Source organism: Kitasatospora dryopteridis (assembly GCF_050749075.1).
Classification (GTDB): domain Bacteria; phylum Actinomycetota; class Actinomycetes; order Streptomycetales; family Streptomycetaceae; genus Kitasatospora.
The window spans coordinates 1068283-1092388 of the sequence record NZ_CP192749.1 but is presented as its reverse complement, the minus strand read 5'-3'; the positions used below and the strand labels follow the sequence as shown (position 1 = coordinate 1092388).

General features: G+C 73.9%; 18 protein-coding genes and 2 pseudogenes. 16 read left to right on the top strand and 4 right to left on the bottom strand.

What is annotated here, in order from left to right; all coding sequences use genetic code 11:
• Window positions 1-200 precede the first annotated feature (200 nt).
• The 7 genes and pseudogenes from pelF to ACQ614_RS04950 all read left to right on the top strand — a co-directional run.
• Window positions 201-1585: pseudogene (gene pelF, locus ACQ614_RS04980) on the top strand (GT4 family glycosyltransferase PelF); the annotation flags it as partial.
• A 1787-nt stretch (window positions 1586-3372) separates the two neighbouring features.
• Complete coding sequence (locus tag ACQ614_RS04975) at window positions 3373-4374, top strand: SDR family NAD(P)-dependent oxidoreductase (protein ID WP_431676934.1); 1002 nt, start codon at window positions 3373-3375, stop codon at window positions 4372-4374.
• A gap of 40 nt (window positions 4375-4414) precedes the next feature.
• Window positions 4415-5128 (top strand): sugar phosphate nucleotidyltransferase, encoded by a 714-nt coding sequence (locus ACQ614_RS04970; protein ID WP_431676933.1) that lies wholly within the window; start codon window positions 4415-4417, stop codon window positions 5126-5128.
• A gap of 3 nt (window positions 5129-5131) precedes the next feature.
• Window positions 5132-6039, top strand: a pseudogene (locus tag ACQ614_RS04965) (NAD-dependent epimerase/dehydratase family protein).
• On the top strand, window positions 6039-6743 hold the full coding sequence (locus ACQ614_RS04960; RefSeq protein WP_431676932.1) for a spherulation-specific family 4 protein: 705 nt from the start codon (window positions 6039-6041) through the stop codon (window positions 6741-6743). The pseudogene ACQ614_RS04965 and the gene ACQ614_RS04960 overlap by 1 nt, the downstream one beginning before the upstream one ends.
• The gene (locus tag ACQ614_RS04955; protein WP_431676931.1) at window positions 6743-7690 is read left to right on the top strand and encodes an endo alpha-1,4 polygalactosaminidase; all 948 of its coding nucleotides are present in this window, start codon (window positions 6743-6745) and stop codon (window positions 7688-7690) included. Before ACQ614_RS04960 ends, ACQ614_RS04955 begins: the two co-directional genes overlap by 1 nt.
• 104 nt (window positions 7691-7794) lie before the next feature.
• Window positions 7795-9222, top strand: coding sequence for a YcxB family protein (locus ACQ614_RS04950; RefSeq protein WP_431676930.1), 1428 nt, complete (start codon window positions 7795-7797; stop codon window positions 9220-9222).
• A gap of 4 nt (window positions 9223-9226) precedes the next feature.
• Here the strand turns inward: ACQ614_RS04950 and ACQ614_RS04945 are convergent, their stop codons facing one another.
• Entirely contained in the window at window positions 9227-10201 is a 975-nt protein-coding gene (locus ACQ614_RS04945) for an MBL fold metallo-hydrolase (RefSeq protein WP_431676929.1), read from the bottom strand.
• Window positions 10202-10511: 310 nt separating this feature from the next.
• Between ACQ614_RS04945 and ACQ614_RS04940 the strand changes: the two genes are divergently transcribed.
• The 5 genes from ACQ614_RS04940 (at window position 10512) to ACQ614_RS04920 (ending at window position 14662) form a co-directional block, all read left to right on the top strand.
• Entirely contained in the window at window positions 10512-11825 is a 1314-nt protein-coding gene (locus ACQ614_RS04940; protein ID WP_431676928.1) for a DUF1996 domain-containing protein, read from the top strand.
• Between the two features lie 69 nt (window positions 11826-11894).
• The gene (locus tag ACQ614_RS04935) at window positions 11895-12458 is read left to right on the top strand and encodes a DUF305 domain-containing protein (protein ID WP_431676927.1); all 564 of its coding nucleotides are present in this window, start codon (window positions 11895-11897) and stop codon (window positions 12456-12458) included.
• Window positions 12459-12620: 162 nt separating this feature from the next.
• A complete protein-coding gene (locus ACQ614_RS04930; RefSeq protein WP_431676926.1) occupies window positions 12621-13034 on the top strand; it encodes a cytidine deaminase in 414 nt (137 codons plus the stop codon).
• A 68-nt stretch (window positions 13035-13102) separates the two neighbouring features.
• Entirely contained in the window at window positions 13103-13615 is a 513-nt protein-coding gene (locus tag ACQ614_RS04925) for a hypothetical protein (protein WP_431676925.1), read from the top strand.
• Between the two features lie 144 nt (window positions 13616-13759).
• On the top strand, window positions 13760-14662 hold the full coding sequence (locus tag ACQ614_RS04920; RefSeq protein WP_431676924.1) for a hypothetical protein: 903 nt from the start codon (window positions 13760-13762) through the stop codon (window positions 14660-14662).
• A gap of 170 nt (window positions 14663-14832) precedes the next feature.
• Here the strand turns inward: ACQ614_RS04920 and ACQ614_RS04915 are convergent, their stop codons facing one another.
• The 3 genes from ACQ614_RS04915 to ACQ614_RS04905 form a co-directional block, all read right to left on the bottom strand.
• A complete protein-coding gene (locus ACQ614_RS04915; RefSeq protein WP_431676923.1) occupies window positions 14833-16413 on the bottom strand; it encodes a M4 family metallopeptidase in 1581 nt (526 codons plus the stop codon).
• A 604-nt stretch (window positions 16414-17017) separates the two neighbouring features.
• Window positions 17018-17917, bottom strand: coding sequence for an aldo/keto reductase (locus ACQ614_RS04910; RefSeq protein WP_431676922.1), 900 nt, complete (start codon window positions 17915-17917; stop codon window positions 17018-17020).
• Window positions 17918-18080: 163 nt separating this feature from the next.
• A complete protein-coding gene (locus ACQ614_RS04905) occupies window positions 18081-18788 on the bottom strand; it encodes a TetR/AcrR family transcriptional regulator (RefSeq protein ID WP_431676921.1) in 708 nt (235 codons plus the stop codon).
• A 172-nt stretch (window positions 18789-18960) separates the two neighbouring features.
• Here ACQ614_RS04905 and ACQ614_RS04900 point away from each other — a divergent pair, with 172 nt between their 5' ends.
• The 4 genes from ACQ614_RS04900 (at window position 18961) to ACQ614_RS04885 (ending at window position 24011) form a co-directional block, all read left to right on the top strand.
• On the top strand, window positions 18961-19923 hold the full coding sequence (locus ACQ614_RS04900; RefSeq protein ID WP_431676920.1) for an NAD-dependent epimerase/dehydratase family protein: 963 nt from the start codon (window positions 18961-18963) through the stop codon (window positions 19921-19923).
• 227 nt (window positions 19924-20150) lie between these two features.
• Entirely contained in the window at window positions 20151-22064 is a 1914-nt protein-coding gene (locus ACQ614_RS04895; RefSeq protein ID WP_431676919.1) for a protein kinase domain-containing protein, read from the top strand.
• A 63-nt stretch (window positions 22065-22127) separates the two neighbouring features.
• Window positions 22128-22727: a DUF1349 domain-containing protein gene (locus tag ACQ614_RS04890; RefSeq protein WP_431676918.1), complete on the top strand. Its 600-nt coding sequence runs from the start codon at window positions 22128-22130 to the stop codon at window positions 22725-22727.
• Between the two features lie 90 nt (window positions 22728-22817).
• On the top strand, window positions 22818-24011 hold the full coding sequence (locus tag ACQ614_RS04885; protein ID WP_431676917.1) for a PP2C family protein-serine/threonine phosphatase: 1194 nt from the start codon (window positions 22818-22820) through the stop codon (window positions 24009-24011).
• Window positions 24012-24106: the final 95 nt, after the last annotated feature.

The following is a 24106-nucleotide window of genomic DNA, read 5'->3' as shown; positions in this document are numbered from 1 at the left end:
CGGGGAGCGACCCTCCCCGGCCCGGCCACCGCCCCGCACCACGCGCACCGACACCGCCCGCCTGCCCGGGGGCGGGATTTCCTGGGGGGGAATCCATGAACACACGTCTGCACGCCGTGCCCGCGGCCGGCGCCGAGCCCGAAGCGCCGGGCGCGGTACGCCCGGTCGACCTGGCGCACCTGGTCGGCACCCGCGTGACCATGCTCACCGAGGGCACCTACCCGCACAGCCACGGCGGCGTCAGCGTCTGGTGCGACCAGCTCGTCACCGGCATGCCCGACACCGAGTTCCGGGTCATCGCGATCACCGGTACCGCCGGCCAGTCGCTCGCCTGGGACCTCCCCGCGCACGTCACCGACGTCCGCGCCGTCCCGCTCTGGGGCCCCGCCCCGCCCGGCCAGGCACCCAAGGGCGCCGCCATGCGCGCCTTCCTCACCGGCTACGAGCGCTTCCTGCTCTCCCTCCTCGACCCCGCAGAGGAGGACGCCTTCGGCCCCGAGCTGTACGTCCTCGCCGACCACGCCCGGGCCGGCTCAGCCCCGCACTGCGCTCCGAGGCCGCCCTGCGCGTCCTCGCCGACGTCTGGAACCGCCCCCACCTGGCCACCTCGGCCGCCAAACCCAGCCTGCACGACGCCCTCACCGCCACCGAACTCCTCGAGCACGCGCTGCGCCCGCTCGCCGCCCACCCCAAGCCCGGCGGCGTCCTGCACGCCGTCAGCGGCGGCCTCGCCGCCCTGCCCGGCCTGGTCGGCAACCACCTGCACGGCACCCCGTTCCTGCTCACCGAGCACGGCATCTACCTGCGCGAGCGCTACCTCGGCTACGGCACCGGCTACGCCTGGCCGGTCAAGGCCCTGGTGCTCGGCTTCTACCGGATGCTCGCCGTCGAGAGCTACGCCCGGGCCGCCCTGGTCACCCCCGGCAACCGCTACAACCGCCGCTGGGAGGAGCGCGCCGGAGCCCCCGCCGAGCGCATCCGCACCGTCTACAACGGCGTCGACCCGGCCGCGTTCCCGCCCGCCGGGCCCGAACCCGAGGTGCCCACCCTCAGCTGGGCCGGCCGGGTCGACCCGATCAAGGACCTGGAGACGCTGATCCGGGCCTTCGCCATCGTCCGCGCCGAGATACCCGGCGCCCGGCTGCGGCTGTTCGGCGGCACACCCGCCGGCGGCGCCGCGTACCGGGAGCGCTGCGAGGCCCTCGCCGTCGACCTCGGCATCGGCGACGCGGTGGTCTTCGAGGGCCGCGTCGACGACATCCGGGACGCCTACGCGGCCGGCAACGTGGTCATGCTGTCCAGCATCAGCGAGGGCTTCCCCTTCACCCTCATCGAGGCGATGTCCTGCGGCCGCGCCACCGTCTCCACCGACGTCGGCGGCGTCCGGGAGGCCGTCGGCGACACCGGCCTCGTCGTCCCGCCCCGCGAGCCCGAGGCGATGGCCAAGGCCGCCCTCGAACTCCTCCGCGACTCCGACCGCCGCGCCGAAATGGGCCGCGGCGCCCGCATGCGCGTCATCGAGCAGTTCACCCTCCGCCAGACCATCGACTCCTTCCGCGACATCTACCGCGAGCTCGACCGCCGCGACCGCTTCCGGACCGCCGACGACAGCGGACCCTTCGACTGGTGGACGCCCGCGCAGCGCGAGGAGGCCGCCGCCGCCGAGGCCGCGGCCGGCCTGGCCCGCCGTCGGGGCCGCCGGATGAGCACCCTGCTGAACCTCTCCGAGGACGGGCCGCGCCCCGAGGACACCGTCGTCCTGCACCTGCCGCCGCGCCGCAAGGACACCGACCGGCCGGACGAGACGCTCGCCCTGCGCGTCCCGCCGCCCGGCGAGCTCACCAAGGACGCGGCCGGTGGGGCCCGCAACCCGGACGAGACCCTCGCGCTGCGGGTGGTCGAACCCGGCGCGGCCGAGCCCGTGCCGCTGCCCGACGACCCGCTCGACGAACTCGCCGAACGGCTCGCCGACGTCTGCGCCCGCGCCGTCCACCCCTTCGAGATCGCCGCGGTGCTGGAGTCCGACGGCCTGACGGACGAGCAGGCCGCCGTCCGCTACGGCCGCACCGACTCCTTCGCCATCGCCGAGGAACTGTTCGCCCGCACCGAGCGGCGCCACCCCGCGCCGCCCGAGCCCAACGACCCCTGGCAGGCCGACCCGCTGCGCACCGTGCTGCGCGGCCTGCTGTTCGCCCTCCCGGGCCTCGCCTACCTGCCGACCGCGCGCTTCCTCCAGGGCGCCGGCGCAGGCAGCGCCCTCGCCCTCACCGCCCTGGTCGGCTGGGGGCTCAACCAGGCGCTCGCCCACCGGGCGTACGCCTGGCGGTCCGTCGGCGCCCGGTCCGCGGTCGGGCGCAGCCTGCTGCGCGGCGGTCTCACCGCCACCGCGCTCGGCACGGCGGCGGCCGCCCTCGCCGGGGCGGACACGGCCGTGCTGCTGTTCGCCGCCGGACAGTCGCTGTACCTCGCCTGCGCGACCGTCCTGCTGATCACCCGTCGGGCCAAGCGGCTGATGGGCGCACTCGCGCCGACCGCCGCCGGGGCCGCGGCCACCCTCGCCGTCGACCTGCCGGACTGGCTGCGGATCGCCGGCCCCGCCCTGTCGCTCGCCCTCGCCGCCGTCTTCGCCGGCATCGAGATCTGGCTGCGGCTGCGGGCCGGCGACGAGGCCCCGGCGGGCGGCGTGCCGCTCGCCGACAGCCTGCCGCACGGCCTGTTCGGCCTGGCGGTGGGCGCCCTGGTCATCACCGCCTCCTTCGGCGACCCGTGGCGGCCCGCCGTCCCCGGCGGCGCCTCGGCGGCCGTGGCGCTGACGCTCAGCATGGGCCTGGCCGAGTGGCTGCTCTTCCGGTTCCGCAGCCGGTCGGTGACGGCGCTGCACACCAGCACCACCGCCGACCAGTTCCGCAACCGCACCGACCGCACGCTCCTCCTGCTGATCGCGGGCTACCTCACCGTGCTCGCCGCCCTCGGCACCGGAGCCTGCCTGCTCTGGACGGGGAAGCTCCCCGGCCCCGTCCAGCTCGGCGGCCTGCTGCTGCTCGGCGCCCTGCTCTGGACGGCCCTGCTGCTCCAGGTCTTCGGCGCCGTCTGGCCGCCCGCCCTGATATGCACCGCCGCAGCCGTCGCGGAGAGCACGGCCGGCGCCCTGCACCCGGCCTCGGCCACCGCGGCCCGGCTCACCGCCACCGGCCTCGCCGTGGGCGCGACCGTGTTCGTCGCCCGCGCCAGAACGGGCCGCATCACCGCGCACAGATGACGCGGTGCCCGCCCCGGCGGGCCCCGCCGCAACCGCGGCACCCCTGTACCCCCACCGCGTGCCCCCCGAGGGCCGCGAGCCGAACCACACGTCCACACCACCGGAGGCTCGCCATGAGCAACACCACCACCGCCGCCGTCACCGGAGCCGAGGGCTTCATCGGCTCCCATCTCGTCGAGAAGCTCGTCGCCGACGGGCACCGCGTCCGCGCCATGGTCCAGTACAACTCCTTCTCCTCGTTCGGCTGGCTGGAGACCCTGGACAAGGACGTCCTGGACAGCGTGGAGATCGTCCTCGGCGACGTCCGCGACCCGGGCTCGGTGACCGGCCTGGTCAAGGGCACCGACGCGGTCTACCACCTGGCGGCCCTCATCGCGATCCCGTACTCCTACCAGGCCCCGCACTCCTACGTGGAGACCAACGTCACCGGCACCCTCAACGTGCTGGAGGCCGTCCGCCACCTGGAGATCCCGCGCCTGGTGCACACCTCCACCAGCGAGACCTACGGCACCGCGCAGACCGTCCCGATCACCGAGGACCACCCGATCAACACCCAGTCCCCGTACGCGGCCTCCAAGGCCGGCGGCGACCGGCTCGCGGACAGCTACCACGCCAGCTTCGAGACCCCCGTGGTGACGCTCCGTCCGTTCAACACCTTCGGCCCGCGCCAGTCCATGCGCGCCGTCATCCCGACCGTCATCGGCCAGGTCGCGGCGGGGGAGCGCACCATCACCCTCGGGGACCTCCGCCCCACCCGCGACTTCCTCTACGTCAAGGACACCGCCGCCGCGTTCGCGACCGTCGGCACCGCCCCCGCCGAGCAGGTCGTCGGCCGCACCTTCAACGCCGGCACCGGTGGCGAGATCTCCGTCGGCGACCTGGTCACCCTGGTCGGCAAGCTGATGGACGCCGACCTGACGGTCCGTGAGGACACCGACCGCATCCGCCCCGCCGCCTCCGAGGTCATGCGCCTGGTCGCCGACGCCACCCGGCTGCGCGCCGCCACCGGCTGGGCCCCCGCCCACTCCCTGGAGGAGGGCCTGCTGCACACCATCGAGTTCTTCCGCGACCCGGCCAACCTGGCCCGCTACAAGACCGACCTGTACAACGTCTGATCCGCGCCCGCACCCACCGCACACAGACAAGGAGCACGTCATGCACGCTGTCATCCTGGCCGGCGGCAAGGGCGTCCGCCTGCGCCCGTACACCACTGCGCTGCCCAAGCCGCTCGTCCCGATCGGCGACCAGCACGCCATCCTCGAGATCGTCATGCGCCAGCTCGTGGCCGCCGGCTTCGAGAGCTGCACCCTCGCCATCGGCCACCTCGGCCACATCATCCGTGCCTATGTCGGCGACGGCTCCCAGTGGGGCATGGACGTCACCTACACCACCGAGGACAGCCCGCTCGGCACCATGGGCCCGCTGCTCACCATGCTCGACACCCTCCCCGAGCACTTCCTCGTCATGAACGGCGACGTGCTCACCGACCTGCCCTACGGCGACGTCCTCAAGCAGCACACCGACGCCGGCGCGCCGCTCACCATCGCCACCTACGCCCGCAAGGTCAACATCGACTTCGGCGTCCTCACCACCGAGCACGGCCGGGTCACCGAGTTCCGCGAGAAGCCCAGCATGGACTACCACGTCTCGATGGGCGTCTACGGCCTCTCCAGGTCCACCCTCACCCGCTACACCGCGGGCAAGCCGCTCGGGTTCGACGACCTGGTGCTCGACCTGCTGGAGGCCGGAACCCCGCCGCAGGCCTACGAGTTCGCCGGCTACTGGCTCGACATCGGCCGCCCCGACGACTACGACCGGGCCAACGCGGACTTCCGGGAGAACCGCGACCTGCTGCTGCGGGGTGCCTGACCCATGGACGTCCTCGTCCTCGGAGCCACCGGTTTCCTGGGCGGCCACATCGCGGAGCACCTGCGCACCCTCCCCGGTGCGCGGGTGCTCCGCGCCGGCCGCTCCGCCGCCGCCGACCTGCGGATCGACCTCACCGACGAGACCGTCGAGGGCCTCACCGCGCTGCTCGCCGACCTCCGGCCGGCGGCGGTGGTGAACTGCGCCGGCGCGGTCACCGGCGACGCCCTGCTGCAGACCGGCCTCAACGCCCGCGGCCCCGCCGTGCTCGCCGCCGCCCTGCGCGCGGCCGTGCCCGGCAGCCGCCTCGTCCACCTCGGCTCCGCCGCCGAGTACGGCGCCTGCGAGCACGGCACCTCGCTCGCCGAGGACGCCGCCCCGCGGCCCGGTGGCCTCTACGGCGCCACCAAGCTGGCCGGCACCCTGGCCGTCGCCGAGGCCGCCGCCCGCGGCCAGGACGCCGTCGTGCTCCGGGTGTTCAACCCGGTCGGCCCCGGCTCGCCCGGCACCTCGCTGGCCGGCCTCTCGCCGCCGAGATCCGCCGGGCCGGCCCCGGCGGCACCGTCACCGTCGGCGACCTGTCCGCCCACCGCGACTTCGTCGACGCCCGCGACGTCGCCCGGGCGGTGGCCGCCGTCCTCACCGCCGCGAACCCGCTGCCGGCGGTCCTCAACATCGCCGGCGGCGAGGCCAGGCCGGTCCGCGCCGTCGCCGACGCCCTGGTCGCCGCCGCACAGTTCACCGGCCGGATCGAGGAGCACGGCGCCGGCTCCGAGCGCTCCGCCGCCGTCTCCTGGCAGCAGGCCGACATCACCGCCGCCCGCACCCTCGGGTGGGAGCCGCGGATCGCGCTCGCCGACTCGCTGGCCGACCTCTGGCACAGCCTGAAGGACACCCCGGAGCAGACCGCCTGATGGAGCGCCAGCTGGTACCGCTCTACGTGCACCCGGCCGAGGACCCGCCCGCCTGGCGGGCCCTCGTCCGGGCCGCACCGCGCCTGTACGGCGTCGTCGTCAACGCGGCCGACGGCCCCGGCGCCGCCCCCGACCCGGTCCTCGCCGAGCCCTTCGCCGAACTCCGCGAGGCCGGGGTGCGCATCCTCGGCTACGTCGACACCGCGTACGGCCGCCGCCCGCACGCCGCCGTCGTCGAGGACCTCCAGCGCCACCGCACCTGGTACGGCACCGACGGCGTCTACTTCGACCAGGCCTGCACCGACCCCGCCTTCCTGCCCTACCAGCGGCGGCTCACCGTCGCCGCCCGCGCCCTCGGCTGCGAGACCGTCGTCCTCGGCCACGGCACCCACCCCGACCCGGCCTACGCCGACGGCACGGTTGCCGACCTGCTAGTCACCTTCGAGGGAGACTGGCAGGCGTACGAGGCGGCGCCCGTGCCGCGCTGGACGGCGGACCACCCGGCGGAACTCTTCTGCCACCTGGTGCACGGCGTGCCCTCCGGCCGGCTGCGCGCCGTCCCCCGCGAGGCCAGACTGCGCGGCGCCGCCGTCCACTACGCGACAACGGGCGACGGCGACAACCCGTGGCGCACCCTGTCACCGGCCCTCACCCCGGCCCTCGCGGGGCCAGCCCTCTCGCCCACCCGGACGGAGACCGACTGATGACCCGCCGACCGCACCCCGCCGCCCTCGCCGCAGCCGCCCTGCTGCTCACCCTCGCCGGGTGCTCGAGCGGAGGCGGCGACGACGGCCCCGACCCGGACGAGCCCACCGCCACCGCCTCCGGGACGGCGAACCCGGCACCGTCCGGCTCGGCATCGGCGAGCGGCAGCCCCTTGGCGAGCGCCTCGCCGACGCCCGGCAGCGACTCGGCGCCCTCCGGCTCCCCGTCCGGCGCCCGCCCGACCGCCGCCCGCTGGCAGCCGGCCCCGCGCACCGCCTGGCAGTGGCAGCTCGACGGCCGCGTCGACACCGGCATCGACGTACCGGTCTACGACATCGACGGCTTCGAGAACGACGCCGCCACGGTCGCCGCCCTGCACGCCAAGGGCCGCAAGGTGATCTGCTACGTCAACGTCGGCGCCTACGAGGACTACCGCTCCGACGCGGCGGCCTTCCCGAAGGCCGTGCGCGGCGGGGCCAACGGCTGGAAGGGCGAGTCCTCGCTGGACATCCGGCGCACCGACGTCCTGCTGCCGCTGATGGCCAAGCGCTTCGACATGTGCCGGGACAAGGGCTTCGACGCCGTCGAACCCGACCTGGTCGAGAACTACCGCGCCGACACCGGCTTCCCGATCAGCGCCGCCGACCAGATCGCCTACAACAAGGCCATCGCCAAACTCGCCCACGACCGCGGCCTCGCCGTCGGCCTCAAGAACGACCTCGACCAGATCCCCGCCCTGGTCGGCGACTTCGACTTCGCGGTGAACGAGCAGTGCGCCGAGTTCGACGAGTGCGACGCCCTCAAGCCCTTCATCGCGGCCGGCAAGGCGGTCTTCCACGTCGAGTACAAGACGCCCAACGCCCAGTACTGCGCCAAGAGCCGGCAGATCGGCCTCAGCTCGATGACCAAGCGCCTGGGGCTCGACGCCTGGCGGCAGCCCTGCTGATCCCCCTTCCACCGGGTGCGGCGCCTGCGCCATGATGATCCGTCCCTTGCGAACGGAGCACCATGCACATCACGGCCGAATACGATCCGACCCCGCAGGAACGCGTGCGCGCCTTGCAACAGGTCACGGCGAAACAGCGCCGGAAGGCCTGGACCGTGGGCGTCCTCGCACCGGCATTCGGCGCCGTCGAGATCTGGGCCTGGCACAACCCCGTGTTCGGCGGCATGACCCTCTCCCTCGGCCTGGTCTCGCTGGTCATGCTCACCTTCGGCACCCGGTCCGCCGTCCGGGACCAGACGCCGACCGCGTCCGGCCCGACCGAGGTCACCGTCACCGAGACCGGGGTGACCGTCCGGCGGCCGGGTCACACGACGGAGACCGCCTGGTGGGCCGTCCGGTTCGTGGAGACAGCTGACTTCTTCCTGCTCTTCCACGCCCCGAAGCTCTTCACCCCGATCCTCAAGCGGGGCTTCACCCCGGAGCAGCTGGCGGAGGTGCGCGCCCTCGCCGCGGCGGGCCTGCGCAGCCCGCAGGACTCTCCCGGGCGACTGCCGCCGGCTAGTCACGCTCCAGCCGGGGTTCTCATACCCGGTCGAGCGTGTCCACAGGCCGGTCTCATCCGCGCAGCTCAGCATCGTGGCATGGACAACGACCACGACGAGGGCCGGCGGGTCAGCCGGCGGACCGCCCTGGCCGGGCTCGGCAGCATCGGGCTCGGCGCACTGCTCGCCGCCTGCGGCCGGGGCGGCGGCAGCACCACCACGGCCACCGCCTCCGACGGTGCGACCGTCTCCGTCTCGCCGCAGGCCACCGGCACCGGAGACCTCACCGGCCTGTTCGCCGGCGCCAACACCTGCGCCCTCTCGCCCGCGACCACGCAGGGCCCCTACTACTTCGACGCCGACAAGATCCGCTCGGACATCCGGGAGGACCGCGAGGGCTCCCGGCTTCGGCTGGCGGTCCGCGTCCAGGACAGCGAGACCTGCCAGGCCCTGCCCGACGCGGTGGTGGAGATCTGGCACTGCGACGCGGCCGGCCACTACTCCGGTGCCGAGGCACTCTCCACGGGAGGCGGCGGCGCACCGGGTGGGACACCGCCCTCGGGACCTCCGCCGTCCGGAGCCCCGGGCGGCCCCGGCGGTAATGGGAGCCAGGGCGGCCAGGGCAGTCAGGCCGACCTCGTCCCGCAGGACGACAAGCGCTACCTGCGCGGCGCCCAGGTCACCGACAAGAACGGCATCGTCTCCTTCACCACCATCTGGCCCGGCTGGTACTCCGGCCGCACCGTGCACATCCACGCCATGGTCCACGTGAACGACGAACGGACCCTCACCACCCAGCTGATGATGGACGAGAAGCTCAATTCGGCCGTCCTCGCGAAGCAGCCCTATGCGGCACACACCGGCCGCGACACCTTCAACGACGGCGACAGCATCTACAAGCCCGCCATGCTGCTGAGGATCACCGAGGACGGCGACGGCCACCTCGGCGTCATCACCCTCGCCGCCGACCCGGACAAGAACGGCAAGTAGTCCGTCAGTCGCCGCTCCGCCGGTGCTGCTCCGGCAGGCTGCTCTCCGGGTGCACCCAGAGCAGCACATTGTTCGGCCCGCCCTGCGCCCGCTCCGACCGGAAGAACTCCAGCACCTCCCGGTCGGAGTGGCGCAGGCTGAAGTGCGTCAGCACGAACAGCGTCTCCGGGTGCGCCGCCACCACCGGCCGCAGCCGGCTCCACACGGTGTGGCCGACCCGGTCGGCCCGCTCCAGCTCGGCGTCGTCCAGATACGTGCACTCGGTGATCACCACCGGGTACTCGAAGAGCCACGGGTTCCGCTCGAAGACGTTCACATGCGTGTCGCCGAGATAGGCGAACAGCGGCCGGCGGACCTCCCGTTCGACCTCCGCGCCCTCCCGGCGCCGCTGCGCCACGATCCGCCCGAACTCCGCGCCGCGCCCCTCGGCGAGCAGTGTCCGCCGCAGCTCCTCGTACTCGGGGGCGAGGGCGGTCCGCACCTCGGAGAAGGCGTACCCCACGCACGGCACCTTGTGCTCGCACTCCACCACCCGGACGCGGTGGCCGCCGCGCCCGAAGGCGAACTCGTCGCCGCCCGCCACCCCGTGCAGCCGGTGCCCGGCCAGCGCCGGATCGTAGGCCGGGCCGTGGTTGAGTTCGGCCGAGGCACGCAGGTAGGACTCCACGTAGGGTACGGCCGCAGCCGGCAGGTGGATGTCGACCCCGGAGGCCTTGGCGGCGAGGAAGTCCAGGTCCTTGGCGTGGTCGGCGTGGGTGTGGGTGAGGAAGACGGTGTCCGGCTGCCGGCCCTCGCAGAGTCCGGCGTCGAGGCTGCACCGCAGCTCGGGGATGTGGAAGAAGGTCTTGTCGTTGGCCCGCGAGTAGCCGGTGAGGGTCAGCCGGGTGCCGGGAATCCGCCAGGTCTTCCACTGCCGGAACGGGTGGCCGTCGGCCAGCCGCTCGGGATGGTCGGCCTGCCGTTCGGGCGCCTGCGTCATCGGTGTCCTCCCCATGGACCGCCGGGGCCGGCGGTGGTCGGACCGCCGGGGTCTGGTGCGGCGCCGATCGTAGCGGCCGGGGGTGCAGCGGGCTCCGGAGTTTTCAACGCCCCGCGGGTGAGCGCTCTCTGATGGCGGGTCCGCTGAGCCCGTCGTCCCGACCGGTGCGTTGACGGAGCACCTTGACGATGTCTTGACACTGCTCGAAGGGCGCTCCTATCGTCCGTGAGAGAGCGCTCTCTCATGCGATGCCGCCACCCCACCTCGGGCACCGCGCGCTCGGCTCCGACCCCCACCCGACAGGAGAGCCATGAGTCCCATCGCCATGCGGTCCCGACCGCGCCCGCACGCCCGCCGCCGCGCCGTCTGGCGCCACCGCCTGGTCGCCCTGGCCGCCGCCGTGCTCACCGCGGGCGCCGTGCTGACCGGCACCTCCGGCCCGGCGCAGGCCGTCGACCAGCCGATCTCGCAGGGTCGGCCGGTCACCGCGTCCTCGCTCGAGAACGCCGCCTACCCGGCCTCGCTCGCCGTCGACGGCAACGAGGGCAGCCGCTGGTCCAGCGCCGCCGCCGACAACCAGTGGATCAGGGTCGACCTCGGCGGCAACGCCGCCATCGACCGGATCGTGCTCAACTGGGAGGCCGCGTACGCCAGCGCCTACCAGGTCCAGGTCTCGGCCAACGGCAACGACTGGCTGACGGTGCGCCAGGTCACCGGCTCCACCGGCGGACGGCAGACCCTCGACCTCTCCGCGACCGGCCGCTACGTCCGGGTGCTGGCCACCGCACGGGCCACGGTCTGGGGCGTCTCGCTCTGGGAGTTCCAGGTGTACGGCGCGCTCGGCACCCAGGGCGTGCCGCCCGGGGCCGTCCGGGTCGCCGAGTTCCTCGCGGACTGCCCGTACAGCCACCGGCTGCCCGACGACCCGATCGTCTTCCCCGGCCTGCCCGGCGCCTCCCACATGCACAGCTTCTTCGGCAACGCCGCCACCGACGCCAACTCCGACCTCGGCAAGCTGGAGAAGTCCGGCGGCACCTGCAACCCGGCCACCGACGTCTCCTCCTACTGGGTGCCCACCCTGTACGCCGACAACGCCCCCGTGGAGCCGACCGGCACCACCTTCTACTACCTCGGCGAGGGCGTCCGCGACGACGTCATCGCACTGACCCAGCCCTTCCCGCGCGGCCTGCGGATCGTCGCCGGCAACGCCAAGGCGACCGGCCCGAACGACAACAGCATCGCCCGCTGGTCCTGCCTGCACGCGGGCGAGGTCAACCCCTCGCACGACTTCGTCAACTGCCCGGCCGGCTCCATGCTGGAGTCCTACCTGGACTTCCCGCAGTGCTGGAACGGCAAGGACCTCGACTCCGCCGACCACAAGAGCCACATGTCCTACCCCGTGAACGGCGCCTGCCCGGCCACCCACCCGATCCCGGTGCCCAAGCTCCGCCAGGTGCTGCGCTACCCGGTGACCGGCGACCCGGCCCGGCTGCGGTTGGCCTCCGGCCCCGGCTACACCATGCACGGCGACTTCTTCAACGTGTGGCCGGCCGCCGAAATGGCCCGCCGGGTCCGCGACTGCATCGACCCGATCGTCAAGTGCGGTGCCAACGGCACCGCCTGACCTGACGACACCTGCCCGGGTGCGGCCGCGGACGCCCGTTCGCGCCGTACCCGGGCCCCAGGAGGAACGATGAGACGAGCCTTCGTCGGCGCGGCACTTGCCGCACTCGCCGTCTGCGGCGGGCTGGCCGCCGTGGCACGGCCCGCCGAGCGGCCCGCCCCCGCCGCGGCAGCGCCCGTTGTGGCGGCCCCCGCACCGTACAACCCGACCGACGCAGCCTGGCTGCAACTCCTCGTCCCGATGACCGAACAGAACATCCGGCTCGCCGAGTTGACCGCCGCCCGGGCCACCTCGCCGGAACTGCGCGCACTGGCCGCCGAGATCGCCGAAGGCCACCGGACGGAACTCGCCCGCCTCCGGGAACTCACCCGCCTCGGGGGAGTGACCGGCGACAACCCGCACACCGGCCACGACATGCCAGGCATGACCACCGCCGCCGAGTACGCCGAGGCCGAGCACACCACCGGCGCCGACTTCGACCGCCTGGCCGCCCTGCACCTGCGCGAATACCTGGAGCAGTCCGTCCGCCTCGCCGCCTCCGAATCCACCGCCGGCAGCGCCGACGCCGCCCGCCGCCTCGCCGTCGACCTCCACCGCACCCGCTCCGCCCAACTCACCCGCCTCGGGCCCTGAACGGCCGGTTCCTGACCCGGCAGCCGGTCCGGTAGCTGGTCCACGGAGTCCGGCAGCAGCCGGAACAGGTGGTCGGCGGAGTCGGGCCGACCGCCGATATTCGCTTGCGTGCCCTCGTCACGCAGGTCAACGTGGCCTGACCCTCCGGAGAAGGCAGAGCAGATGACCGCGCAGACCCAGCACGTCGACCACGAACTCGTCCGGGCCGCGGCCGAGGTCGCCCGTACGCGGTGCCGGGGCGACAACCACACCATGGCGGCCGCGGCCCGTGCCCGGGACGGCCGGATCGTCACCGCGGTGAACGCCTACCACTTCACGGGAGGCCCCTGCGCCGAGCTGGTCCTCATCGGCACGGCGGCCGCCCAGGGCGCGTACGAGCTGGAGACGATCGTCGCCGTGGGCGACCGCGACCGAGGGGTCGTCCCCCCGTGCGGGCGGTGCCGCCAGGTCCTCCTCGACTACTTCCCCGCCCTCAAGGTCATCGTCGGCGCAGGCGACCGCATCCGGACCGTCCTCATCACCGACCTGCTGCCCGAGAGCTACGTCTGGGCCGACCACCAGCTCGACACCGAGTGAACCCCACCGCCCGGTGTGGACGGCACGGCGAATGCTGTTGGACACGTCCTGGGCCGACGCTTCTGTGTATGCGCGGACGGAGTTATCGCTATGTCGGGCCGACCGGGCTGAGGAGTCTCGTCCGGCCGGGCGGTGAGGGTTTCGGCGTGCATTCGCCGGCGGACTTCGAGGAGTGGGTCTCGGCCCGGACGGCGGAGGAGTTGTCCGAGCCCTTCACCTACGTCGTCGACGGGGCCGGGATCCTGCGGCTCTCGCCGCGTCGCAGCGAGCACGTGGTGTGTGCCGGTGGGGAAGCGGTCCTGAGCGCCGGTGAGATCGGCTTTCGCGCGGAGTCCCACCGGTGGGTGGCCGAGGAGGTCAGCAATCAGTCGACCGGCTACTGCCCGGACGCCTGCTCGTGGCAGGCCGTCGCCGATGCGCTCGACCGGGCCGGGATCGCCGCTCCGCCCGGCTTCACCCACGAAGTGGTGTTCCGGCGCTGCCCTGCCTGCGAGCAGCTGAACATCGTGCGCGAGGCGGACTTCGTCTGCGTCTTCTGCGACGGGGCTCTGCCACGGGAGTGGAACGTGGACCGGCCCTGACGCCGACCGGACCCGGACAAGCCGGACCGTAAACCGCTGGCGGCGGACGGTGCGGGGGCCGGATGCTGGGCGCGGCGGGATCTTCCCGCCCCGTCCGCCCCTTCCGTGGGGCCCGGCACGCTCTCGGTACCGAAAGGCGCGCACATGCACTTCAGCGTCATCGTCGCTCTCCCGCCCACAGCCCGGGACGACGTCGCGAAGGCACTCGTTGCCGCCCTCGGTCCGTTCGACGAGAACCGGGAGGTGGAGGCGTACCGGGAGTACCTGACCGGCGCCCCGGCCGGGATCGGGTGCATCGCCGCGCTGCGCCGCAGCGGGCTGCTGCCCGCCGGCGACGACCTGACCTGGCAGGAGGCCGCCGATGCCCACAACCGCCACTTCGGCACCGAACCGGGCAGCGAGGGCGCCCTGCACGTCGACGGGGAGGGCCGAGCCTACTTCCTGAGCACCTGCAACCCCGATGCGAAGTGGGACGGTTGGGTGGTCGGCGGCCGCTGGCCGGACCACTTCGTGCACCGCCCCGACGCCGCCGGGGACCCCCGCCTGATCGTCGATCACCAGGAGGGTACGGGCGGGACGCTGCGCTGCGACGGCGGCCCCCGTGCCCTGCTCGACTTCGAGGCGATGCGCGACCTCGAGGAACGCGAGGCCGCCGCGCGCCACGACCGCTGGACGGAACTCGTCGGCGGTCTGCCCGCCGCACAGCCGTGGCGGCACTTCCTGGCCCGGCACCTGGCGGACCCGGACGGCTACCCGATGGAGCAGGCCCGGGACGACCACCGGACGCAGGCCAGGTGCCGGGCCGCGCACGACAGCGAGGAATTCCGGTACTGGGACGGCGGGTTCTCGACGGGCCGTGCGGAGTACGTGGCGCGGGCCCGGGCCGAGGCCGTCCCGAACTACGCCCTGCTGCGCCTGGACGGGACGTGGACGGAGCCCGGCAGCGACACGGAGGAGGACCGCGCCGCGTACGCGCGGGAGGCGAACGCGTACCTGGACGCGCTGGACGGCGGCACCCTGCTGGTGACCGTCGACTGCCACTGCTGATCCGCCCGGCCGTTCCGGTGGCCGGTCGACCCGGCCGCCGTCCCAGCTGCCGGGGGCCTCGGCGGTCACCGCGATGCCTACGACGAACGGGCGGCGCGGGCCCGCAGCCTCCGGTGGCCGTCCGGTAAGTACCGGACGGCCACCGGCCTGCGGGAGCCGTGCGCGGCAGGTCAGCCGACGTTGACCGCCGTCCAGGCCGCCGCGACGGCGGCGTACTCGGCGGACCCGGCACCGTAGAGGTCGGTGGCGGCCTGGAGGGTCGCGGTACGGGCGCCCTGGTAGTCGGTGGTCGAGGTCATGTAGACGCTCAGCGCCCGGTACCAGACCTGCAGGGCCTTGTCGCGGCCGATGCCGGTGACGGTGGAGCCGTTGTAGGTCGGCGAGTCGTAGCTGACGCCGTTGATGGTCTTCGCGCCGCTGCCCTCGGCCAGCAGGTAGAAGAAGTGGTTGCCGACGCCGGACGAGTAGTGCACGTCCAGGCTGCCCACGCTCGAGGACCAGTAGTCGGCGGAGCGGCCGTCCCTGGACGGCTTGTCCATGTAGCGCAGCGGGCTGCCGTCGCCGCGGATGTCGATGAGTTCGCCGATGAGGTAGTCGCCCTTGTCGGAGGCGAGGTTGGCGTAGAACTCCACGGCGGTGCCGAAGATGTCGCTGGTGGCCTCGTTGAGGCCGCCGGACTCACCGGAGTAGTTGAGGCCGGCGGTGTTGGAGGTGACGCCGTGGCTCATCTCGTGGCCGGAGACGTCCAAGGAGGTCAGCGGGTGGGTGTTGCCGGCGCCGTCGCCGTACGTCATGCAGAAGCAGCTGTCGCTCCAGAACGCGTTGGAGTAGTCCCGGCCGTAGTGGACCCGGCTGTACGCGCCGATGCCGTCGTTGCGGATGCCGAGGCGGCCGAAGGTGTTCTTGTAGAAGTCCCAGGTGGCGGCGGCGCCGTACTGGGCGTCCACGGCGGCGGACTGGCCATCGGCGGCCGACCCGTTGCCCCACACGTTGTCGGCGTCGGTGTAGAGGGTGCCCTTGCCGCCCTTCTTGCCGTTCATGGAGACGGTGTACTGGCCGCCCCGGGTGGCGTCCCTGAGCTCGTAGGCCGAGGCCGTCCGGTCGGTGGTGAGTGCGACGGTGCCGACGAACACGCCGGTGCCCGAACCGGTCGCGGTCGCGGTCTGCACCTGCTCGTGGGTCGAGAGCACCTCGCCGGTGGCGGCGTCGGTGACGACCACCCGGCTGCTCGGGGTGCCGTCGGTGCGGACGCCCCCGACGGTGGTGCGGTGGGCCAGTCTCGGCTTTCCGGAGGCCGCCCACACGACCAGCTGCGCCGCACCGGCCGGGTCCACGGAGGCCAGGGCGGGCTCGTCCCCGTCCGAGACGCCGACGGTGGCGGCCACCGCACCGTGCGCCTTGGCGGCGGCCTGCGTGGCGGAGAGCTTCGGGGTGAGCGTGGCGGGGGCGATCGAGCCCTTCACGGCGCGGTCGGTGGACCGGATCGCACCCTGCGCGCTCTGGTGGACTATCAGGTCGCCGCCGAGGACGGGGAGCCCGGCGAAGGTGCGCTCGTACCGCACGTGGCGGGTGCCGTCGCCGTCCACGACGGTGTCCTTCACGATCAGCTGCTCCTGGGCCGACAGGCCGAGGGCCCGGGCCGTTGCGGTGGGGGCCGGGGCTGCGTGTGCCGCTCCGGCACTGACCTGGATCGCGCCGGCCAGGACGGCCGAGGCGGACAGAACGGCTCCGAGGGCGAGCTTTCGCTTCACGTACGGTTCCTTCCGGGGTCAACCGCGGGTGCGCGGTCGCGCCGGGTTCCGAGGCGCCGGGTTGGCGCGGGCTGGGTGCGGAGCGGGCGCTGGCGTGGCCGGAATCATGGCGAAGAATCAGGTGCCGGGAAAAGGGCGTCCGCACAAGTGGCAGGACTTCGCCAGGTCGGCCGGGCGTCCCACCGGAATTCGGACGGGAATTGCGGGGCGCATACCTGCTGGCAGACCGGCTTGCGGCGGCCCGCGGCCTGCGTGTACCGGAATCCGGCCGGTCGGCGTGCGGGGCGGGGCGCTTGCAAGGGCGGGTGGCGCAGCCTCGCCACGAACGCCCCTTGCCGGGGGGAAATTGATTCAGTATGCGCCGGAAGCGAATTGGCCTGGCGTCGGAAATGCATTTCGGGCACGGCTCGGGGGCGAACGCCGGGTGGGGCATCCGCCTCGCCGCGGGCCCGGTGACATCGTGGGCCGCACATGACTGAGCGCCGAAACGCCGTCCGGTGTCACACCCGCTCGCACGGGGGTGCACCCACGCGCCCCCGGGTGCGCCGTCTCCGGGCTGCGCGTCAGCATGCTCCGGGCGCCGTACCTTCTCCGGTCCTGGGAGTCACCGGGCCGCGGCGGCGAGCAGGTCCATCTCCGCGGGGCTGAGCCGGAGTGCTCCTGCCGCGACGTTCGCCTCCAGGTGGCCGGGATTGCCCGTCCCCGGGATGGCCAGTACGTGCGGGCCCTGCTGCAGCGTCCAGGCGAGCCGGACCTGTGCGGCCGAGGCGCCGTGCGCGGCGGCGACGGCGAGCACCTGCGGGCTCTCCGGCCCGGCGGCGGTGGCGCCCTGTTCGCGTCCTGACCCGGCGATCGCGAAGTACGGCACGAAGGCGATGTCGTCGTCGGCGCAGTGCTGCATGACCTCGTCGTACGGCCGCCCGTCGAGGGTGAAGCGGTTCTGCACGGCCACCACCGGCGCGACGGCCCGGGCCTCGGCCAGCTGGGCGGGCGTGACGTTGGAGACCCCGAGGTGGCGGACCAGCCCGGCGTCGCGGAGTTCGGCCAGGGCGCCGACGTGCTCGGCGATCGACGACTGGCCCATCCGCCGCAGGTACACCAGGTCGAGGTGGTCGCGGCCGAGTTGGCGCAGGTTCTCCTCGACCTGCCCGCGCAGCTGCTCGGGCCCGGCCGTGTACCACGCGCCGGACGGGTCCCGGCCCGGGCCCACCTTGGTGGCGATGACCAGGTCGTCGGGGTACGGCGAGAGTGCGGTGGCGATCAGCTCGTTGGCCGAGCGCAGCCGGGAGAAGTAGAACGAGGCGGTGTCGATGTGGTTGACGCCGAGTTCGACCGCGCGGCGCAGGACCCGGACGGACCTGCCGCGGTCGCTGGGTGTGCCCTCGTCGAACGCTGCGCTGCCGGTGAGGCGCATGGCGCCGAGGCCGATGCGGTTCACCCGTAGGTCGCCGAGTGTCCAGGTGCCCGCGGCGGTGGCGTCGATGCCCGTGGTGGTGTGGCTCAACTGTGCTGTCCCCTCCGAATGCTGACGGAGGAGGCATCATGGCGGCCCGTCCGCCGGGTGGAGAAGGGCCGGCGGCCACCGGAAATGTCACATCCCGTACGGGAACGCAGGGATGTGACGAACCGTTGTCCTTTCGAGGCCGCGGAGCAACCGTGACAGTGCATCACCCCAGCGAGAAGGCCTCGGCGAGCAGCTCGATCTGGGTGGTGAGCAGGGTGTCGCCGGTGTGCCCCATGCCGGTGAAGTGGCCGGAGACCTCCAGGCCGATGGTGCCGTGCAGGGTGCTCCAGGCGAGGACGGTGCCGGTGAGGGCGGTGGCGACGGCCTCGGTGCCGTCGGGGGCGCTGGCGGCCACCCAGGCGGCGACGGCCGCGTCCGCCGCGAGCCAGGCCCGCATCTGGGCGACCACGGGGGCGGTGGCGGGTGCCGGGGTGCCGGCGGCGAAGACGGGCAGGAAGGGCGTGAGGACGGCCCGGGCGCTCGCGAGGGTCTCGGGCGGGGCGGTGTAGCCGGGGGTCGGGGTGCCCTGGATCAGCAGGTAGCGGTGCGGCTGCGCGACGGCCCAGCCGCGGTACGCAGTGGCCAGGGCGTGCAGCCGGGCGCGCGGGCCGGTGCCCGGGTCGGGGGCGGCGGCGACGGCCGCGGCGGCGTCCTCGTAGGCGTCCGAGATGAGGGCGCCGAGCAGGTCGTCCCGGCTGGCGAAGTATCGGTACAGCGCGGGCCCGGACATGCCGAGCCCCTTGGCGATCTTCACCAGGGCGAGGCCGTCGGTGCCGCCCTCGGCCAGCTGCCGCAGTGCGGCGTCCTTGATCTCGGTGCGGGTCTGCTCCCGGTAGCGGGCGCGCGGACCGGTCGTACGGGCCTCTGCCATCTCGGCCGCCCTCTCCTCATCGTTACTGGTTGTCGCGGTAGTAAGAGTCTCTCACGGTCGACCCGTCGTCGCGCTTGCGATCGCCACTCACAACAGTTACAGTCTATAACAGAAGCGAGAGGCGATCGCGAAGAGAACGGCCCGCCCATGCGGACCGAAGAGAGGGGACACCATGAACATCCAGGAGCAGCAGCTGCACGTCGTGCTCGGCGCCGGCCCGGCCGGCACGGCCCTCGCGGCGGAGCTCGCCCGCCGTGGCCACGCCGTCCGCCTGGTCGACCGTGCGGGGGAAGGGCCTGCGCCGCAGGGCGTCGAGCGCCGCGCCGGCGACGTCGCCACCCCGGCCGGTGCGCTGGCCGCCGTCGAGGGCGCCGACGTCGTCTACCACTGCGTCAACGTCGGCTACCACCTGCAGGTCGAGCTGATGCCGCAGATCCAGCGGGCCGTGCTCGGCGCGGTCGAGAAGACGGGCGCCCGCCTGGTCGTGCTGGACACCCTCTACCCGTACGGCCCGACCGGCGGCGCGCCGATGACCGAGCGCACCCCGTGGAACGCCGTCAGCCGCAAGGGCCGGATGCGGGCCGAACTGGACGAGGCCTACCTGACCGCGCACCGTGAGGGCCGCGCCCGGGTGGTGCTCGGCCGCTCCGCGGACTTCGTCGGCCCCGGCGTGCTCAACTCCACCCTCGGCGGCGCCGTCTTCCCGGCCGCGCTCACCGGCGGCGAGGTGCTGGGCCTGGGCGACATCGACCTGCCGCACAGCCACACCGACATCCGGGACGTCGCCGCCGGGCTCGCCACCCTCGGCGAGCACCCCGAGGCCGACGGCCGGGTCTGGCACCTGCCTACCGCGCCGGCCCGGACGCCCCGCGAGGTCCACGCCATGATCGAGGAGTGGATCGGCCGGCCGCTGAACGTCTTCGTCCTGGACGCGCCGCGGCCCTTCGGCCCCTTCGACGAGGTGTTCATGGCCGAGTACGCCGAGATGTTCTACCAGCACACCGAGCCGCAGGTGGTGGACTCCGGCGACTTCGAGAAGGCCTTCGGCGCCGCCCCGATCCCGCTGGAGCGGACCCTCGACGAGACCCTCGACTGGTACCGGGACCTGCTGGCCGCGCACGCCCCGCGTGCCTGACCGGCCGTCCGATCGGCCGCCCGGCCGACCGGCGCCGCGCACCCGGCCGACCGGCGCCGCGCACCCGAAGGGCCGACGCCGCGCCACCCCGCCTACGGGCGCCCGGACGGTTCGTCCAGATCCGGTTCCACGGGCCCGCCGGCCACCGCCGGCGGGCCCGGCCGCGCAGCCCGATCGTGATCCGCCCGCGGTCCGGACAGTCCGTCCCGCCCCCTACGATGACGGGCATGAACACTGGGGGGCCGGAGACACGGCTCATCGACGGCCGTTTCGAACTGCTGCAGCGCCTCGGCGGCGGAGGCATGGGCCTGGTCTGGCGCGCCCGCGACAACGCCCTGCACCGGGAGGTCGCCCTCAAGGAGGTCCGCCCGCCGGACCCGGCGATGCTCGCAGGCGACCCGGTCGCCGCCCAGGAGCTCCGCGAGCGCGTGCTGCGCGAGGCCCGCGCCCTCGCCCGCCTCCAGCACCCCAACGTGGTGATCATCCACCACATCGTCGACACCCCCGACCAGCCGCACCCCTGGCTGGTCATGGAGCTGGTCAGCGGCGGCAGCCTCGCCGACCGGCTGGCGAACGGTCCGCTGAGCGTCCCCGAGGCGGCCAGGATCGGCCGCGGCGTCCTCGCCGCCCTGCGCTCCGCGCACGCCGCCGGCATCCAGCACCGCGACGTCAAGCCCGGCAACGTCCTGCTGCGCCAGGACGGCACGCCCGTCCTCACCGACTTCGGCATCGCCGCCATGCAGGACGCCACCGCGCTCACCGCCACCGGTTCGCTCATCGGCTCGCCCGAGTACATCGCCCCCGAGCGCATCCGCGGCGGCGCCGGCGACGCCTCCTCCGACCTGTGGTCGCTCGGCATGATGCTGTACGTCGCGATCGAGGGCCACCACCCGCTGCGCCGCTCCACCACCCTGGCCACCCTGGCCGCGGTCCTCGACGAGCCGCTGCCGCCGCCCGTCCGCGGCGCCCAGCTCGGCCCGCTGCTCGGCTCCCTGCTCTCGCGGGATCCGGCCCTCCGCCCCGACGCCGAGATGCTCGACCGGCTGCTGGCCGCGGCCGAGCAGGGCGAGCAGGCCGCCCCGCCCTCCGGCTGGGCGCCGACCGTCAAGGAGACCTTCAAGCAGCCCGGCCCGCCCGAGGCACCGACCCCCGGCGCCTTCGGCGCCCCCGCGACCGGCTCCCCGGCGCCGTACGGTGCACCCGGTGTGCCCGGTGCCTTCGGTGCGCCCGCCGGAGGCTACGGCTTCCCGCAGCCGTCCACCGGCCCGAACAACGGCTACGGCTTCCCCCAGCCCTCCACGGGTCCGAACGGCGGTTACGGATTCCCGCAGTCGCAGACCGGGCCCAACGGCGGCTACGGATTTCCGCAGTCGCCCACCGGTCCGACGGGCGGTTACGGCCACCCGCAGTCGCCGACCGGCCCGACCGGCGCCTGGACGCCGCAGGGCGGCCACCCCGGCCACCTGCCCACGTCCGCCCGCCGGGGCCGGGTCGTGCTGCTCACCGTGTCGGTGGCCGGCGCCGCCCTCGCCGGCACGCTGGCCTGGAACGCCGTGCAGGACACCAACCGCGGCAACAACAGCACCGCGAACACGGTGACCACCACCGGCGGTACCGGCAGCACCACCGCGTCCGGCAGCGGCCGCACGGCCTCGCCCGCGGCCACCACCACCAAGTCCGGCGGCAAGAACGCCCCCGCCCCGAAGGACCTGCTCACCCCGGCCGGCATCCGCGCCGTCGTGGACGCGATCACCCCGACCGCCGGCACCACGATGATCAACGAGCTGGTGGTCTACCCCACCTACGCGATGGCCGAGACCCCGAAGGCCGACAACGCCAAGCTCTACGACCGCATCGACTACCGCGACGGCCGGACGACCAAGGCCGCCGGCGGCACCGTCATCGGCGACGACAAGCCGGTCGACCTCAAGGTCTACAACTGGGACGTCATCCCGGACCTGCTGAAGGAGGCCGAGGCGAAGCTGAACGTCAAGACCCCGACGAGCCGCTACCTGATCATCGGCCCGGACATGTTCGACGGCAGCCCGACCATCCGCGTCTACCTCTCCGACGACTACGGCAGCGGCTACCTCTCGGCCGACACCAAGGGCAACGTCATCAAGGCCTACCCGCACGAGTGACCGGCCCCGGCGCAACCGAACTCCGGCCGTGTTCTGCGCGGCCGGGCCCACCGAGGAGAGGCATTGGACGCCCCGCACCCCGTCGACCGGCCCGACGCCGACTGGCTCAACCCGCCGGAGTCCGCCGTCCGGGACGGCGACGCCCTGGTCGTCACCACCCGTGAGCGCAGCGACTTCTGGCGCACCACCGGCTACGGCTTCGTCCGCGACGACGGCCACGCCCTGCTCGCACCGCTCCCGGACGGAACCGCCGCCGAGGTGACCTTCCTCGCCGCCTTCGACGCCCTCTACGACCAGGCCGGCCTGATGGTCCGCGTCGACGAGCGCACCTGGACGAAGGCCGGCGTCGAGATGTCCGACGGCGTCCCCCACCTCGGTGCGGTCGTCACCCGCGACGTCTCCGACTGGTCCCTGGCCCCCGTCCCGGACTGGCACGGCCGCCTCGTCACCGTCCGTGCCAGCCGCAGCGGCGACGCCCTCACCGTCCGCGCCCGCTGCGAGGACGGCCCCTGGCGCCTCGTCCGCTACGCCCCGCTCGCCCCCGGCGCCGCCGCCCTGGCCGGCCCCTTCTGCTGCTCCCCGGAACGCAAGGGCCTCCAGGTCCGCTTCACCGCCTTCACCCTCGGCCCCGCCGACGCCTCCCTCCACACACCCGGCATCTGACCGCCGGGCGTACGGTGGCAGCAGCCGCCGCCCGGTGTTTGGCCGCGGTGGGCGGGCGGGCAGGCGCGCCGCGGAAGGCGGTGGTGGGACGTGGACGGGATCGGGCAGGTGATGGGCGGCTTCCTGGAGGAGTCGCACCGCATCGGGCCCCGGGACATCGCCGGGCTGGTGGACGACACCGCCCGTGCGATGGGCCTGTACGGTGCCGGCGTCTATCTGGCCGACGTCCAGCAGGTGCGGCTGGTGCCGCTGCCGGACGACCGCGGCCCGGACGGCGACCCGGCGGCGGCCGCCGTGCCGGTGGAGGGCACGCTGGCCGGCTGGGCGTACCGGACGGTGCAGCCGCGGGAGGCCTCCGCCGACGGGCACGTCGAGCTGTGGCTGCCGCTGGTCGACGGCGTGGAGCGGATCGGCGTGCTGCGCGCGACGGCGCCCTCCTCCGGCCCCGAGGTGCTGGACCGCTGCCGTGCGCTCGCCTCGCTCACGGCGCTGGTGGTGATCTCGAAGGCGGCGTTCAGCGACGTGATGGCGGAGGCCGTCCGCAGCCGGCCGATGACCCTGCAGGCCGAGCTGGCCTGGGCGTTCATGCCGCCCCGTACGCTGGGCACCCGCCGCGTCACCTCCTCGGCGGCCCTGGAGCCGGCGTACGAGATCGGCGGCGACGCCTTCGACCACAGCCTGCTGCGCGACCGGTTGCACCTGACGGTCGTCGACGCGATGGGACACGACCTGGCGGCCGGCGGGGCCTCGGCGGTGGCGGTGGCGGGCTGCCGGGCCACCCGCCGGGCGGGCGGCGGCCTGCCGGAGATCGCCGATGCGGTCGACCGGGCGCTGTCGCGCTGGATTCCGGACCGCCTGCTGACCGCGGTCTTCGCCGACCTGGACATCGCCACCGGCAGGCTGACCTGGGTGAACTTCGGGCATCCGCCGCCGCTGCTGATCCGCCGCCAGCACGTCGTCCCGGGCGCCCTGGAACGTACGGCGCAGCTGCCGCTGGGGCTGGGCCCGGGCTATCCGCGGCAGCCCGCGACCGTCCACCGGGCGCAGCTGGAGCCGGGGGACCGCATCCTGGTCCACACCGACGGCGTCACCGAGGCACGGTCCGCGGGCGGCGAACTCTTCGGCGAGGAACGGCTGGTGGACCTGGTGGTGCGTTCCGCTGCAGCCGGCGAGCCGGCGCCGGAGGCGCTGCGGCGGCTGGTCCTGGCGCTGCTCGAGCACCAGGACCACCGGCTGCACGACGACGCGACGATCGTGCTGGCCGAGTGGCACCCGCAGGGCTGAACCGCCCGCCGCCGGGTGGTGCGCAACGGCCGAAGCATCGCACACGCAGCATGCCTTTTCTGGAACACTGTGCGTGACGTGCCGGACACCCGGGG